Raw genomic sequence first — 15853 nt, 5'->3', positions numbered from 1 at the left:
ATTGCAAATCTAAGTTTTGGCACTAAATATATGCGTAATATACTATTAATATTTTTTGGGTTACCTGTAAAACTAGAAAATGATTAGAATAAAATGGGTTTCGGTGACATTACGTTGATAAACGCTAGTATTTTTAAAAGTTTTGAGTAGTTTATTATTATATTTTACAGCAAATAAAAATTCTATTAATATAATTGCGAAAGGTTAGAGGAGCGTATGTATGACATAAAATACAAAGGACCATATAATGAAAGAAATGTGTTTTCTATTTTATGTACCAAGTAAAGAAGTAGTAAACAAGTTTAATAGACATCTAAAGCAGTATGATACTAGCTTTCCGAACTGAGCGGTAATGCTATATATTGAAAATAAAGTTACTGTATATATTAAAACTTTAGGCGACAAACGCTATTTAGCTTCAGGAATAATTAGCACGATTATAAAAGTCTAGGAAAGAAAGGATTGATTGAACGAATAAGAATAGAGGCAGACGAACGTAGCGTTAAAGTAAAATGAACAGGAAGAGGCACAGCATTAAAAGATCATTTTAAACAAATTGCAGTGACATGTTACAACAGTTTTATATAAATCCAGAAGATATAGAAATGTTTTATAAATTAATACAAAAATTTGCAGAAAAACATTTATTAACTGTTTATGTATGCGTTTTCTTTTCGTTACAGTTTTCCTTATTAATAAACTATAACAGCGACGCTAAGTTTTAATATACTATAACAAAGCATCACCGTTATACAATTAATATCGTTCTATAAGATACTGCTCTAACCTTCTCATAGCTTCTTTTAAAGCATCGAGTTCATAAGCATATGAAATACGTACATGCCCCTTACCAATATCTGTAAAAGAAGAACCAGGAACCATTGCAACATGGGCTTTTTCAAGCACATCGACACAAAATGTAAAATCATCTTCTGTAAAGTTTTCAATATTGGGGAAGATATAAAATGCACCTTCTGGTTTAGCATCTAACTTAAAGCCGAGAGATTGAAGTTTATCAATTAAAAAATCGCGTCTTTCCATATAGGCTTTATTCATATATTGTGGAGCATCTAGGCCTTCGTTTAAAGCAGCAATACATGCAATTTGAGCAGGCACATTAGCACAAATACAATTATACGCATGCATAAAAGTTAATTTTTCTATTAAATATTCTGGACCAAGTAAAAAGCCAATGCGAATGCCAGTTGCAGAATGCGACTTACTTAAACCATTTACTAGTAACAATTGATCACGAATAGATTCGAATTCGGCAAAGGAAGTATGTTTGTTATTAAACGTATTTTCGGCATAAATTTCATCACTAATGATGAAGATTGCTTCATTTTTTAGTACATTAGTAATCGCTTGAACTTCGTCATAAGTTAGAATTACACCTGTTGGGTTAGTAGGATAGTTTAATAGAATGGCTTTAGTTTTAGATGTTATATGTTTTTTTATGGCATGGGGTGTAATTTTAAAGTTCGTTTCAGTTGTATCAATAAACACAGGTATGCCACCAAGTGTTTTTATCAGTGGTATGTATCCAGCGTAAATAGGGCTAGGGATTAATATTTCATCTCCGTGGTTTATAATGCTTCTTAAAACTGTGTCTAATGCTTCACTCGCCCCATTAGTAATAATAATTTCCTCTGAACTATATTGAAAACCATAACGCTGTTTGAAATATTGACTAACTGCATTTCTTGTTTCAAGTAAGCCTTTATTATGTGAATATTTCGTTTGGTCTTCTTTTATAGCATTAATATAAGCATTTTTCACTACGTCAGGCATAGGAAAGTCTGGTTGACCAATAGTTAAGTTTATACAATCATCAATGTCTTTTATTTTATTTGAAAATTGTCTAATACTTGGCGCTGTTAAAAATTTGGAATTGTCATTTAATGATAGTTTCATCGTTTTCACCTCAAAATAGAAATACCGATTTGTAGTTAAAATAGGTACGGATAGCTTAATTTATCAAATTACTACTATCATAACATATTTGTATGCACTACAAATCGGATTAATATAACATTACTCTTTAAAATTAGAAGGGGCTTGCAAGTTAATCACTGGGTTAGTCCATTTCGAAATAAATTTTGTTGATAACACGTATACAATGATACTTGTTAGCAGGATAAGATATATATAAGTCATCACAGAAATATGCTCTTTAAAAGGATAGACACCAAACCCACGTATAACGCCAATAACGATACCATGTAATAGATAAACATACATTGTTCTTCGTCCAATATAAGTGAAAAATCTTTCTTTCTCTGGAACTAAGTTTAGAAAAGAAAACATCGTTATTAAAATAATAAAGTATAATAGTAAACGTTTTATTGGACTATAAAGGTCAAGTTTACCTTCGAGTGACATATAAGGCGAGTGGCCTAAAAGCCAATCAGAATTAATTGGATGTATAGTATAGATGATGAAAAATATTACAAGTACACCCATAGCGATAGGGGCAAACTTTTTATTTCTTAATGTAAGTGTGTGATTACTTGTAAATAAATAACCTAAATAAAATATAGGGAAGAACATGATTGTCCTTGAAAAACTTAAATAATTGTCAATATTATCAGAATAACCTGCAAATAAAGAAATAATTATAGCAATAGGTAAGACATAATAAGGTTTATAATCTTTTACTATGACTAATATGACATGGAAGAAAAATAAGGTAAGTAAAAACCATAATGCGAACACCGGATCAAAAGGATCAAATGTAACGCTATCTTCCTTTCCAGTGAAATAATAATAAAAAGTAAAAAATACAAAGAAAATAAAATAAGGTACTAATAATTTTTTAGAAACTTTTTCTAAATAACCAGCTTGGCCTGCTTTTTTAGCAAAATAACCTGAAATAAATAAAAAGCACGGCATATGGAAGCTATAAATAGTTAAATAAAGCGATGATAGATATTTACTTTCTTCCGTGTATGGTTGTAATAAATGACCAAATACAACAAGAAATATTAATATCATCCTTGCATTATCAAAGAAAAAGTCTCTTTCTTTTAATTGTGCCATGTGGTTGCTCCTTTTATAATGCAGGTGAAAATATAATCACTGTTACTAATTTATTATAAAACATATGACAAATGCAACAAAATCGACTGATTTGTAGATTATCATTGTATATTAGGAAGAATAACATTATAATATTAGAAAATAAAATAATAAATTTAAATGCTATTGAACATTTTAATTAAAGTAGTGGAGATGAAACAACATGTATAAACAACTTGAGCAATTAATTACACTTACAAGTAACGATTTAAATTTAGTTAGCAGAAGGTTTGGGCAGCGCACTGATCTGACATCAGAACAATTAGAAATGTTACGTATTTTACACCATTACAACATGTTATCGCAATATGATTTAACTATGAAAATTAATAAAGAACAGTCTATTGTCTCTCGATGGATTAAAAAACTTTGTCAGATGGGCTATATTACGAGTAAACAATCAAGCAAAGATTTAAGATGTAAAGATTTAATGGTTACAGAAAAAACCAAAGCGCTTGTGCAACAAATCAATGAAGTAAGGGTAGCTTTAATTGAAGCGAGATGTCAAAATTTAACCTCAACGGATATTGAGTGTTTAAATAACTTATTACATAAACTAAATAATCGGCATACCTACGTCCAATAGAAAAGATTCAAAATCATACACTTAGAATTATTCACTAATATAAATCAACTTTATGAGTAGTATTTCGCTATCTTGATTTATATATGAACGAAAGGGAATGAAATAGTTCGATAATAGTTTAAGCTTATCCTAATCAACTTCTGCCAATATTATAAAGGTTGTAGACACTTTCTATGGCTAAGGCTTTTTAAGATTCTATATTAAACAGGGCTGATATAAAAGTCAGACCTGTTTTTTTATATATACTGCATATCATATTAATTCCGAGACTTGACGTTTCTTCGATCAAAAAAAGAGATTAAACAACTTAGGTTGCTTAATCTCAAAATTTTGTATCAGTTCTCTTTGACAAAGAGCCAATTAAATTGAATTATTTATACGTATCTACGTCGAAATATTTACCTAATTTATCCATTGAATCATAGAAACCTTTGATACGTGTAGCATTATGAGATGCCCATGCAACATCTGTTGCATATTGATGTACCCCTGGGTTGTCCGGATTCCAACGCATTTTATATAAAGTGTTTTGCCCTTGATTGATGTACGAATTTGCAATAAATTTAGCGCCGCCTACAATTGCTTTTTTAACAGTATCCCAACCATTGTTTTTAGCCGTGACAAAGCCTTGTTTAACAGCGTCACTATCAACTGCACCTATACCGAACATGTTATAGTATTTTTTCGATCCATCAGTAACAACTTTATTATTTACAACATCGCCGCCATTAGCAAGCGTTGAAGTGCCGTTACCTGTTTCAAGAAGTGCATGTGAAACTAAGTAAACTTCATTAATGTTATAAGCTTGTGCAGCTTCACTAAATGCTTCCCCTTGACCTTCTAAAATTCCTTTACCAACAAGTAATTTATCTAAATCCATTCCAGAAATATTTTGTGCTTTGTCTAAGCGTAAAAATTGATATTTTTGAGTTGGATCTTTAGCAAGTTTATTACTATCCATAGCGTTTTTAATTTCATTAGCTGTAGCATCTTCCCATTTTCCAGGTGTACGCTGAATTTGAGGCTTGAATTTTAAACCATGTTGTAATGCTACTGCCTGATCTAAAGTTAAATTAGATTTATAGTATTTCACAAGTTCTTTGCGTAAATCATTTTCTTTAATCCAAACGACCTTGCCGTTAGATAATTTACCATGATACCAAGTTACACCATTAATGATTTGTTTTTCAAAAACCGTGAAGATACTTTCATGGAAATCTTTTAATGAGCCAGCTGCTTTTGTAGAATTTGGATCAAGATAGTAACTTCCATTAGCGTTGTAAATGATATAATCGAATTTTTGTGGTGTGATATCCGATTGCGATTGAACTGCATTTAAATCTTTAGCAGAAACCCAACCTGTTTTATTATTAACGTTGCCGTAAAGGTATTCATCTTTATCAACGAATACAGATTTAGAGGCATTGAAGTTGTTATGCTTAATATTATTTTGGGTATCTAATTGCTGTGCTTTAGTTCCCCATGGGATTGCATATAAGCCATTATTAGTTCCCTTCACTGTGTATTGTCCATTTGTAGCTTTAGTTTTACTTAAATTACGAGTATTAATGTCTTTGGTATTGACCCAACCAATAGGCGTATTCTGTTTCGAATTTTGGATTAAAACATACGTGTTGTCGCCTTGAGTACGTTGCTTTGTAACTGTAAATGTACGTCCAGCAAATTTAGATGCATCTTTACCTTTTTGATCGTAAACAGTCGTTTTGATGCCTGCATTATTTGTATTTAATTGACCAATCTTACTAACTGATTTAGTCGGCGTTGAAGTAGCTTGTGTAGCTGCCTCTTTAACTGTGATATCTCGTGTCTGCATCCAACCTAAGTTTGTATTTGTTTTATTATCAGTAATTAAATAGAATGAATTATTTCCTAACGTAGCTTTCTTACTTAATTTGTAAGTATTGCCATTAACATAAGATTTTTGAACACCTTGTTTATCATACACAGATGTATAAACGCCATGATTCGATTTAGCTACAGTACCTTGTTTGTTTGTAAGTGTATTTACAGTCAATTGTCCTGTGTTTGTAGTAGGGGAGGTAGCTGTATTATTTGTTGAAGATAACTTGCTTACGCTTACCCAACCAGATAAATTGTTAACTGTACCGTAAACGTAATTTGTTTTACCTATTTGTTGCTGTTTTGTTGCTTTAAAAGTTTGGTTAGAAGTACCAGAAACTGTGCCTGCTTTTTGAGAACTTGTGCCCCAAGGTACTGTATAAACAACTTCACCAGGTTTTATTTTATAAGTTTGATTATGCTTTGTAACTGTTTTAGCTGTATTATAATCCACATCAGCTTGGTGCACCCAACCAATTAAATTACCATTATTGTAATCAGAAACTAAATAGAAGTTTTTATCTCCTAGAGTAGCTGATTTTGTAACTTTTAATGTTTGGTTTGTACGATTCGTTTTCTTGCCATTTTGATCATAAACTGTCGTATATAAACCATTATTATTAGTATTTATACGTCCAACACCATCATTTTTAGATACAGTTAATTTACCAGTGTTTGGTTTCGTCGTAGAATTATTTGATTCATTTTTACTGCCACTTGTACTTCCTGATGAACTTGAGCCCCAAGCAGCTGCCTGGCCAGTTTTAATTAAATATTTTTCATAAATTAAATCGTAAAGTTCGTCATAACTATAATTGTGGTTTGCCAAATAACCATGAGGATCAGTATGGTCAGATCCTCCTAAATATTTGCTGACTGCTTGATGCGTCCAAACAGTACCAACACCATCGTACTCAGCACTATCAGGTGCGAGACCATAATATTGTAAATTTGTAGCTGCATAATCAGCATAGTTATTGATTGAACGTGCAAATGAATCGTAATCATGCGTATGAACTAACTCAACGTGTATAAAACGGTCGTTTGCAGCTGGGCCAGCGCCCCATGCTAAATAATCAGTATTTGCTGTTTCAATAATACGGTTACCATCTACGTAGGCATGTACAAATGCACTATTATAATTATTTTTCATATAATTAATTTCGCCAGTAATTGTTGAATTATCGTTGGCTGTATCATGCATAACGATACCTTCAGGTTTGCCATAACGATACTGATATTTTGGTAAATAACTTGCAATATCTTGCTCATAATTTGGCGCTTGGAAATTATTATTACGAATATAATTATTAATAGATGAATTTACTTTTGGTGTATATTTTGGTAATGCACTTTTAGTTGCAGATTTAGTGCTAACAGCAGACCTTGTTGCTGTTGTTGGGCTGCTACTTACAGATCTTGCCATTCTTAGTTTTGGCGCAGATGCATTACTGTATACATGTGCAATTTCCTGTGATGTATTATTATCTGAGTTTGTTGAATCATTTTCTTTTATATCTGTACTGACAGATGGAGAAGGTGTAGATACTTTATCAGATTTTGTTTCAACCTTATCGTTAGAAAATTTGCTGTCTGCTACATTAGTTGTTTTGTTATTAACTGCTTGTATATGTTTAGTATCGCTTGTATCTTCTTTTTGAGAATCCACTTCATCAGATTTTGCTTCAGTTTCATCATTAGCAGCATCATTATCTTTAGCGACAGTAGTAGGATCATCCGTTTCTACGTCGTCACTGTTATCATTGTCTACTAATTGATTAGACGGAGTTGTGTCCTCAGATTGAGTTTCTGCATCGTTAGAAGTGTTGTTGTCTTTTACGTTAGTTGTTGTGTCATTGTTTTGCGCATGTTTAGCATCGCTTGTATCTTCTTTTTGAGAAGCCACTTCATCAGATTTTGCCTCAGTTTCATCATTAGCAGCATCATTATCTTTAGCGACAGTAGTAGAATCATCCGTTTCTACGTCATTACTGTTATCATTGTCTACTAATTGATTAGACGGAGTTGTGTCCTCAGATTGAGTTTCTGCATCGTTAGAAGTGTTGTTGTCTTTTACGTTAGTTGTTGTGTCATTGTTTTGCGCATGTTTAGCATCGCTTGTATCTTCTTTTTGAGAAGCCACTTCATCAGATTTTGCTTCAGTTTCATCATTAGAAGCATCATTATCTTTAGCGACAGTAGTAGGATCATCCGTTTCTACGTCGTCACTGTTATCATTGTCTACTAATTGATTAGACGGAGTTGTGTTCTCAGATTGAGTTTCTGCATCGTTAGAAGTGTTGTTGTCTTTTACGTTAGTTGTTGTGTCATTGTCTTGCGCATGTTTAGCATCGCTTGTATCTTTTTTTTGAGAAGCCACTTCATCAGATTTTGCCTCAGTTTCATCATTAGCAGCATCATTATCTTTAGCGACAGTAGTAGAATCATCCGTTTCCACTTCGCCACTGTTATCATTGTTTACTGATTGATTAGACGGAGTTGTGTCCTCAGATTGAGTTTCTGCATCATTATTAGAAGCGTTGCTATTTGCTACACTAGCTGTGTTTCCATTAACTTGAGCATCGTTAATATCTCCCGTTTTGGTAGATGCTTTGTCAGATTCTGTTTCAGTATTTTCATGAGAAGCGTTATTGTCTTTTGTACCAGTTGTAATATTATCCACTTGGTCATATTGAGTATCGCTCGTTTTTTCTGCTTGAGTAGCAGTTTCATTTTCAGAAGTAGGTTCAACTAGATCTTGTTGAATTTGTTCAGCAGTAGTTGAAGTTTTCTCTAATGATTGTTTTGAAGTTTCATTAGTTTCAGTTTCTTTTTGTTCTGAATTAATTTGTTCTTCTTGATTTTGAGCATTATATGTATTTTGACTTGATGTGTTTTTATCTAGTTCATCTAACTGAGCGTCATAATTTTCAGGTTCATCTGTTGAAAGTGCTTGAATTTGCGTAGGGTCATTATAAATTTGAGTGCCTGAAATATTGGTTGTTGGTTTGCTAATTTCAGACTTTATTTCTTCGCCTTGTTTTAAAGTATTTCCATCGTCTAACACATTCTTACTTGACGTTTGGTTTTGATTATTGTCAGCCGCATGTGCGTGATGTGTTGTCAAAGCTGTGCCGGCTAATGTTAATGCAACGATTGAAGGTACTTTATAAGTTAATTTTTTCTTAGTCATTTAACTGCCCCTTTTACTGTTATTATTTAATACCATTATAATACGACTATAGTTTTAATAAATTGATTTCATTGATTTGTAATATAAAATTAATCTTATTAAGCCGGGGGAAAAGTATAAAACATTTAAAAAAGGCGTAAACACGCCTTATTTTTTTGGTATTAAAATATTACACCCTTTGGAATGTTACATAATAAAGATGCATTTTAAATATAATTTATTTAGATTGTTTTCGTCATAACGATATGTTCTATATTTTCTTCTAAGAAAACATCACCAAATGTTGTGTATCCCAATGTTTCATAAAAGTGTTGTGCATGACACTGAGCATTCAAAGTTAAAGTATGATAGTCTGCTTCTTTTGCTGCTGCTTCGATAAATTGCATTAGAGATTTACCGTATCCTAGTTTTCTATGAGAAGCTAAAATAGCCACTCTTTCAATTTTTGCGCCATTTTTATAGGTTCTAAATCTTCCAGTAGCAAAAGGGGACTGAAGATTGTCATAACCTATAACATGAGTGGAAGAAGATTCAAATTGATCTATTTCATTTTCGAGTGGGACGCCTTGTTCAAGCACAAAAACTTTTTTTCTAATTTCATATGCATCGTTTAACATATCAGATGTATTAACAATTTTAAAAATCATAAATAGCCTCTTTTCTATTAATATAATAAAACTACCCTATCACAACTATAGTGTGATAGGGTAGTTATTTTACGAATTATTGAGCTTCTTGTCTAACCAAGGCAGTGTATTGCCAAAAAATTCTCATTTGCGCGATATTCCAATTGTTCATCCCCATAGTAAATCCTGACGGTCTAAATAAATTGACGTCTGTTACTTCCAAAGCTGCGGCAATTAAATATTGTAAGGGCACACTGATTTGTTTCATAGTTTCCGTGATGCCATTCTGGTTATAAACCCAAGAAAAGGGCAATTCTGATTGGAAAACATCAACTTTTTCAAAAATTTCTGGAAGTGCAACGATATAACACGCACCATCCACAACTGGATTATGGTCACTATCTTTGTAGTATATCCGCAAAGCTTCATAATTTTCACGGTGTGCGTGATTAACATAGAAAAATTCATTTCTAAAATGTGCCATATCTTGGCTATGGATTAATTGTTGTTCTAAAACATTGAACATGCCGTTTATGTTTACTAATTTTTCATATGTTTTTCGTGACATACCACGTGCTCCTTTCTACAGCCTAATATAAATTTGTTTCTAATTCTTGCGTATTTTGCTGTTGGTTTTGATTTGGTTGTTGGTTTTGGTTTGGTTGTTGATTAGGATTTTGTTGCTGATTTGGATCCATTTGTTGGTTTGATTCATTTGGTTGTTGCATTGATTGATTATTATTTTGTTGGTTTCCATTTGGCATTTCAGTTTCTTGTTGGTTCATATTATTTTCTTCGGAAGACGTTCCTGAATTATCTTCGTTTGAGTTATCATCTTTTTGGTCAGAACTGCTCTTTTGGTTTTTTCTTAATAAACTACTATCAATTTCTGTTTGTGGTACGAGTGTACCATAAAAATCAATAACACGTTTATTTAAGAAATCATTTGTGTCTGTAATTTTAGGTAAATTTAAATCACCACGCAAAATATTAGCAGTATCTTGTATATTTTTAATATTAGGGTTGTAGTAATATACACCGTTTAAGTAATCATCTTCACCTTCAAGTTGTTTACTTTTAATTTCAACGTCGTCTTTTAAGTAAGAAGTAGCTAATGCCTTAACATCTTTATAGCTTAAATTATGTTTGGCGTTTTTACCAACTATTTCAATAACGTCGTCTAACTTACTAAATGAATCTGCTTTTTGAGCTTTGACAAATAGTTTCTTGATTAAATCCATTTGTCTTTGACCACGTTTTAAATCTGAATCTTGATGACGTGTTCTAGCAACTGCTAAAGCTTCATCACCATTTAAATTTTGATGACCTTTTTTAACTTTAATCTTGCCAGTATCATTTGTATTTGGCTCGGAGATATCGTATGGAACGTCATACTCAATACCGCCTAGTTCATCTACAGCATCTACAAATGCTTCCATATTAATTCTTACATAATAATCGACTGGAACATTCATCGTTGCTTCTACAGAATCCATTGATGCTGTAGGGCCGCCATAGGCGTGTGCATGTGTAATTTTATCATAATACCCAACTTCTGGAATATAACTGATAGTATCACGTGGAATACTTAACATTCGTATTTGTTCTTTATCTGCATTAAATGTTGATAGTATCATTGCGTCAGTTCTTGATTGTTCAGCACTTTGACCATTTTTTTGACGACCACTATTATCATCGATACCTAAAAACAAAATAGAAATTGGATCTTCAGAAGGGTTGACTTTTGTTTCACGAATACTTGATTCTCTGGACGTATCACTTGTGTTCAATGAATTTTCAAAAGCACCTTGCGATGATTTAAGTAATAAAATGGCAAATATAACTGGAACAACTACAAGAATTAAAGATAGAAATATTAAAAAGTATTTAAAAAATTTATTCATGTAAGAAGCTCCCCATTGTATATGATTTGGTTTATATTACAATATTGGTTTAATGTTAAAATTTCGCTAATTTCATTAAATTATTGTAAAGAGAAATTTGTACTATAACTTATAATTTTATATCTAACATAATAAAATATCAACAAAGAATTTATCCAACTAAAGTTTGAAATGTATATCATAGAATATGATCACTGATAGAAACGACGTCAATCACAATTAAAAATAATTATAAAAAAGACATGTAGCTAAAAATGATTTATTTATAAACATACGATATAATTAGCATATGATAAATGTTATTGATGGTTAAAGAGATGATGTTTAAAAAATAAGTTCAAAGATTAAAAATAAAGTGGATAGCATAGTTTGAAATTTTAAAATAACTTATAAAAGGTGTCATAAAGCATAATCCTTTTTAAATCATTATAATAGATGCTTATTAATGAATTCTAACACATTAAAGAAACAAGGAGGATTTAGCCATGAAGTCAGAATGGTTGGATAGAATAGACGAAAGTTTGGTAAAAACGTTTTATGAAGCACAAACTGAAAAAGAAAAAGAAGAAGGATTTAAAGACGAATTAACATTTGGCACTGCTGGCATACGTAGTACTTTTGGATTAGGGCCTGGTCGTTTAAATGCATTTACAATACGCAAGGTTGCATTAGGATTAGCACAATATTTGAATGAAAAGTTTAGTGAACCTTCAATAGTGATACATTTTGATACTAGATTGCTATCTAAAGCATTTTCTGAAGAAATGGCATCTGTCTTAGCTGAAAATAATGTGACAACAATTTTATCAGAAAATTACAAATCTACGCCGGAATTATCATTTGCAGTAAGACATTTAAAAACAGATGCAGGTGTGATGATTACTGCTAGTCATAACCCTAAGCATTATAATGGTATCAAAATATATGACCAAAACGGTGGTCAATTGTTGCCAGATGAATCAGAGCGCTTAAGTCATTATATCAATGCGATAGAATATCCATTACAAATTCATCGAGGTGATTTTAATGCATTGCTACAAAAAAACCAAATTCAATATATGTCCCATGAAGTCACTGAAGCATACAAACATGAAGTTAAATCCTTAGTAGATACAATTCCGGAAAAAGAAGCAAAAGTGGTACTCACAAGTTTACATGGTACGAGTTTACCTTTAGCATCTGAAATTTTAACTGAATTAAATTATGATAACTTTGTAATTGAAAAAGAACAATCAATGCCAGATGGCAATTTTCCGACTGTAGCAATTGCGAATCCTGAAGATGAAGCAGTTTTTGAACGAGGGCTAAAATTGGCAAATGATACAGATGCACAACTGATTATAGCAACAGATCCAGACGCGGACAGATTAGGTTTTATTGAACGTTATAATGATAATGAGTATAGATATTTTAATGGGAATGAAATTGGTATATTATTAACTAAATTAAGATTTCAAGATTTAGCAGATGAAGGTAAACCACTGTATATGGTTAAATCAATCGTCACAAGCGAACTAGCTGAGAGGTTAGCTATAGCTTTAGATGTCGAAGTGAAAAATGTCTTGACTGGTTTTAAATATATTTCTGATTTACTAGAACAAGAAAGCTCAGAACAAGAAAAGCAACTATTACTTGCTTTTGAAGAAAGTCATGGCTATTTAGCAAAACCTTTTTCAAGAGATAAAGATGCAATTCAAATGATCCCATTATTAATAAAATATAAAAATTTATTAGCAAATAATGGTATGACATTTAAAGATACTATGGAAGATATTTATGCTCATATCGGTTCATATAAAGATAAAACATTGTCTCCTTCGTTTGAAGGGGCAGAAGGCGTTGAAAAAATTTCGAAAATAATGAACCAATTTAGAAATAAAGAAGTATCAACAATTTGTGGTCTTGAAGTAAAACAAATTGAAGATTATGAATTGGGTACAATTAAAAATATTAAAGAAGGTACAACAGAAGCACTGACGTTACCTAAAACTAATTTAATTAGATTTATTTTTGAAAATGGTTTTATAGCATTAAGACCATCCGGTACTGAACCTAAAATCAAACTATATTTTTCATTAAATATAGAGCATATGACTGCTTTAACAGATCAATTTAAAGATGAATTTATTAATAATATTAAATAAAACATAAAGAGGCAGCTAGATGAAAGTCAACAAGTTCAAATTAATTATTGTTATAATCATTTTTATTTTTATAATAGTAGGGGTGTATAGTTACAGACATGATAAACAGACTAAAGACGCTATGCATCCTACTCATGCTTCACAAAAGGTAAATAAAAAACAAACAACTAAAAAGGAAAAAGAATTAAAAACAGTGGTTGATCGCAGTGATTCACAAATGAAGCAAATAGATCAATACTTAGAGGAAGGCCAATTTAATGGTACTGTAACAGTTTTTAAAAAAGGTCAATTAAGTCTAAATAAGGGTTATGGGTTTAAAGATTTTGAAAAAAATGAAACTAATACGGCTAATACAATGTTTTTGATAGGTTCCGCACAAAAATTTATGACAGGGCTTATGTTAAAACAATTAGAAACTGAAGGTGAAATTAGTATGGTAGCACCCGTGAAGCAATATCTACCATATTTTGAATTAGCATACCCTGTCGCTTTAAAGCAGTTGATGTTACATCAAAGCGGTTTATATAAATATCAAGCTCACCCAAAATTAAAAACCTTAGACGAAGCTATACACGCAATAATAAAAAGAGGTATTAACCCATTATATTATAATCAATATCAATACAATGATGCCAATTATCTAGTATTGTCAGAAGTTATAGAAGCAGTTACATATCAATCGTATACTCAAAATTTAAACGATAGAATAGTGAAGCCTTACAATTTAAAATATACGGGCCGGTATAATGATTCAAATTTTAAAAAATATATGGCTACTGGTTATAAAAAGGATAAAAGTACTGGAAAGCGCGTCAAACAGAATCCTAACACTTTAAGTCAATATGATGGGGCAGGCAACCTTTATATGACGCCTTACGACATGGGGAAAGTCGTTTTAAATCTACAAAAAAATAAAATTTTTAATGCGACGATTACGAGACCTTTTATCCACGAAAGTTTAACTATACAATACCCTCAAGCATATCGTTATGGTTTTTATTCTTTTGCAGATAAAAATCGAATTAATGGTATTTTTTATGGAAATATATTTACTGTATATTTTAATGATAATTATATTATCGTTTTAGCTACAAATTACGAAAACGGAAAAACAAGTAACGAGCAGAAAATGAAGCATATTTACTTTGATATACTTCAACAGGGTGGGTCATATAATAAAGTAAAGCAACCATACTAAAAAAATAAAAAAAGCATTCAATGATTCTAATAAAATGAATCGTTGGATGCTTTTTTTATTAATACGAATTTATTTACAGTATTGTAAGGCATCGATAAACATTTGTTTAAAGATATTTGCTTGTACTGACAGAACTACTGATGTATTAGGGAAATGTGATTTGAAATCTGTTACTGTAGCACCTTTAGTCAGTTTGCCGTTTGTTTCAATTTGCACATCAGCTTCTTGAACCGCAAAATTTTCAGGATGAAGAAGATATAGGATGGTATATGCATCGTAAACGTTAATACCTTTTTCAAAATCGTCTCCTCTATAGTGTTTGAACAGTTGATGTAGCATATTACCTGTGTCATTTATGGATTGTAATTCATTTATAGTATCGTGCGTTAAACTAGAACTTCTTGCTACATCTAAGCCTACCATTGTTAATGGCAATCCAGAATTAAAGACAATTTGAGCAGCTTCGGGATCACAGTAAATATTAAACTCAGCTAAAGGGGTCACATTACCTCGAGATGCCGAACCGCCCATTAATACGATCTCCTTAACATATGTTTTTACTTCTGGGTAAGTCGTAAGTAACAATGCGATATTTGTTAAAGGTCCAATAGGGACAAGCGTAATCGGCGCATCACTATTTAGCAAAGCATTTTTCATAGCTTCAACAGCATGCGTAGATGCTAAATTACTTTCCGCTATTTCAGGGAAAATATAACCCTCCATACCTGATTCACCATGTACATCGCTTGCATCAACTATTTCTGAAAGTAGTGGTTGAGATGCACCTCTATGTACAGGGACATTACTATTGAAAAATTGTTTGAGTTTTAACGCATTGGCAGTTGTTTTTTCAATTCCTACATTACCGTTAACTGTAGTAATCATTTTCAAATCGAAGTTGGGATGATTTAAAGCAATACTTATTGCTGCTGCATCATCAATGCCTGGGTCTGTATCTATAATAATTGGTTGTTTCATCAAATTTTTAATCCTCCTATTGCGTAAGTTACCTTATTAATTATATTCTACAACTTTTCTCGAATAAAATGTTAAAAAGCAAACTATCATCCAAAAATGAAAAGGGAGGTTAATAAATAAAATAAAAAAGGCTTCTCTTTCGAGAAGCCTTTGCTTGAGCTATAAGTGGCTTGAGTGTCCACCTTGCATTACCCAATAAGTACCGATAACAGTAATTAAAGTAATGATAAGCGCAAATATAACTTTAAACCCTTGTACGTTTCCGTCTTTACCTTCAGTTAAGTGC

10 protein-coding genes and 1 pseudogene are annotated in these 15853 nt (G+C 31.7%); 3 read left to right on the top strand and 8 right to left on the bottom strand.

Annotated elements, in window-relative coordinates; translation table 11 throughout:
* Window positions 1-756 precede the first annotated feature (756 nt).
* A complete protein-coding gene (locus IEU88_RS09320; RefSeq protein ID WP_096810441.1) occupies window positions 757-1914 on the bottom strand; it encodes an aminotransferase class I/II-fold pyridoxal phosphate-dependent enzyme in 1158 nt (385 codons plus the stop codon).
* 120 nt (window positions 1915-2034) lie between these two features.
* Entirely contained in the window at window positions 2035-3039 is a 1005-nt protein-coding gene (locus IEU88_RS09315) for an acyltransferase family protein (protein WP_096810440.1), read from the bottom strand.
* 202 nt (window positions 3040-3241) lie between these two features.
* On the opposite strand from IEU88_RS09315, the gene IEU88_RS09310 reads away from it, so the two are divergent.
* The gene (locus IEU88_RS09310; RefSeq protein ID WP_096810439.1) at window positions 3242-3664 is read left to right on the top strand and encodes a MarR family transcriptional regulator; all 423 of its coding nucleotides are present in this window, start codon (window positions 3242-3244) and stop codon (window positions 3662-3664) included.
* A 370-nt stretch (window positions 3665-4034) separates the two neighbouring features.
* On the opposite strand, the gene IEU88_RS09305 is transcribed toward IEU88_RS09310, so the two are convergent.
* The 4 genes from IEU88_RS09305 to IEU88_RS09290 all read right to left on the bottom strand — a co-directional run bounded on the left by IEU88_RS09305 (window position 4035) and on the right by IEU88_RS09290 (window position 11247).
* On the bottom strand, window positions 4035-8717 hold the full coding sequence (locus tag IEU88_RS09305) for a glucosaminidase domain-containing protein (protein WP_115359574.1): 4683 nt from the start codon (window positions 8715-8717) through the stop codon (window positions 4035-4037).
* Between the two features lie 221 nt (window positions 8718-8938).
* On the bottom strand, window positions 8939-9361 hold the full coding sequence (locus tag IEU88_RS09300) for a GNAT family N-acetyltransferase (RefSeq protein WP_096811227.1): 423 nt from the start codon (window positions 9359-9361) through the stop codon (window positions 8939-8941).
* Between the two features lie 79 nt (window positions 9362-9440).
* Complete coding sequence (locus tag IEU88_RS09295) at window positions 9441-9911, bottom strand: DUF2538 family protein (RefSeq protein ID WP_096810437.1); 471 nt, start codon at window positions 9909-9911, stop codon at window positions 9441-9443.
* 22 nt (window positions 9912-9933) lie between these two features.
* Entirely contained in the window at window positions 9934-11247 is a 1314-nt protein-coding gene (locus tag IEU88_RS09290; protein ID WP_103373569.1) for an LCP family protein, read from the bottom strand.
* A gap of 485 nt (window positions 11248-11732) precedes the next feature.
* Between IEU88_RS09290 and IEU88_RS09285 the strand changes: the two genes are divergently transcribed.
* Both IEU88_RS09285 and IEU88_RS09280 read left to right on the top strand, forming a co-directional pair.
* The gene (locus IEU88_RS09285) at window positions 11733-13391 is read left to right on the top strand and encodes a phospho-sugar mutase (protein ID WP_103373093.1); all 1659 of its coding nucleotides are present in this window, start codon (window positions 11733-11735) and stop codon (window positions 13389-13391) included.
* Window positions 13392-13410: 19 nt separating this feature from the next.
* Window positions 13411-14589, top strand: coding sequence for a serine hydrolase domain-containing protein (locus IEU88_RS09280; protein ID WP_103373092.1), 1179 nt, complete (start codon window positions 13411-13413; stop codon window positions 14587-14589).
* Between the two features lie 69 nt (window positions 14590-14658).
* Here the strand turns inward: IEU88_RS09280 and rihC are convergent, their stop codons facing one another.
* Complete coding sequence (gene rihC / locus IEU88_RS09275; protein ID WP_103373094.1) at window positions 14659-15567, bottom strand: ribonucleoside hydrolase RihC; 909 nt, start codon at window positions 15565-15567, stop codon at window positions 14659-14661.
* A 159-nt stretch (window positions 15568-15726) separates the two neighbouring features.
* A pseudogene (locus IEU88_RS09270) lies at window positions 15727-15853 on the bottom strand (cytochrome aa3 quinol oxidase subunit IV); the annotation flags it as partial.

Source organism: Staphylococcus nepalensis (assembly GCF_014635045.1).
GTDB classification, from domain to species: Bacteria; Bacillota; Bacilli; order Staphylococcales; family Staphylococcaceae; genus Staphylococcus; species Staphylococcus nepalensis.
Note: the sequence above shows the minus strand (reverse complement) of the source record. Positions and strands in the feature narration are given on the sequence as shown.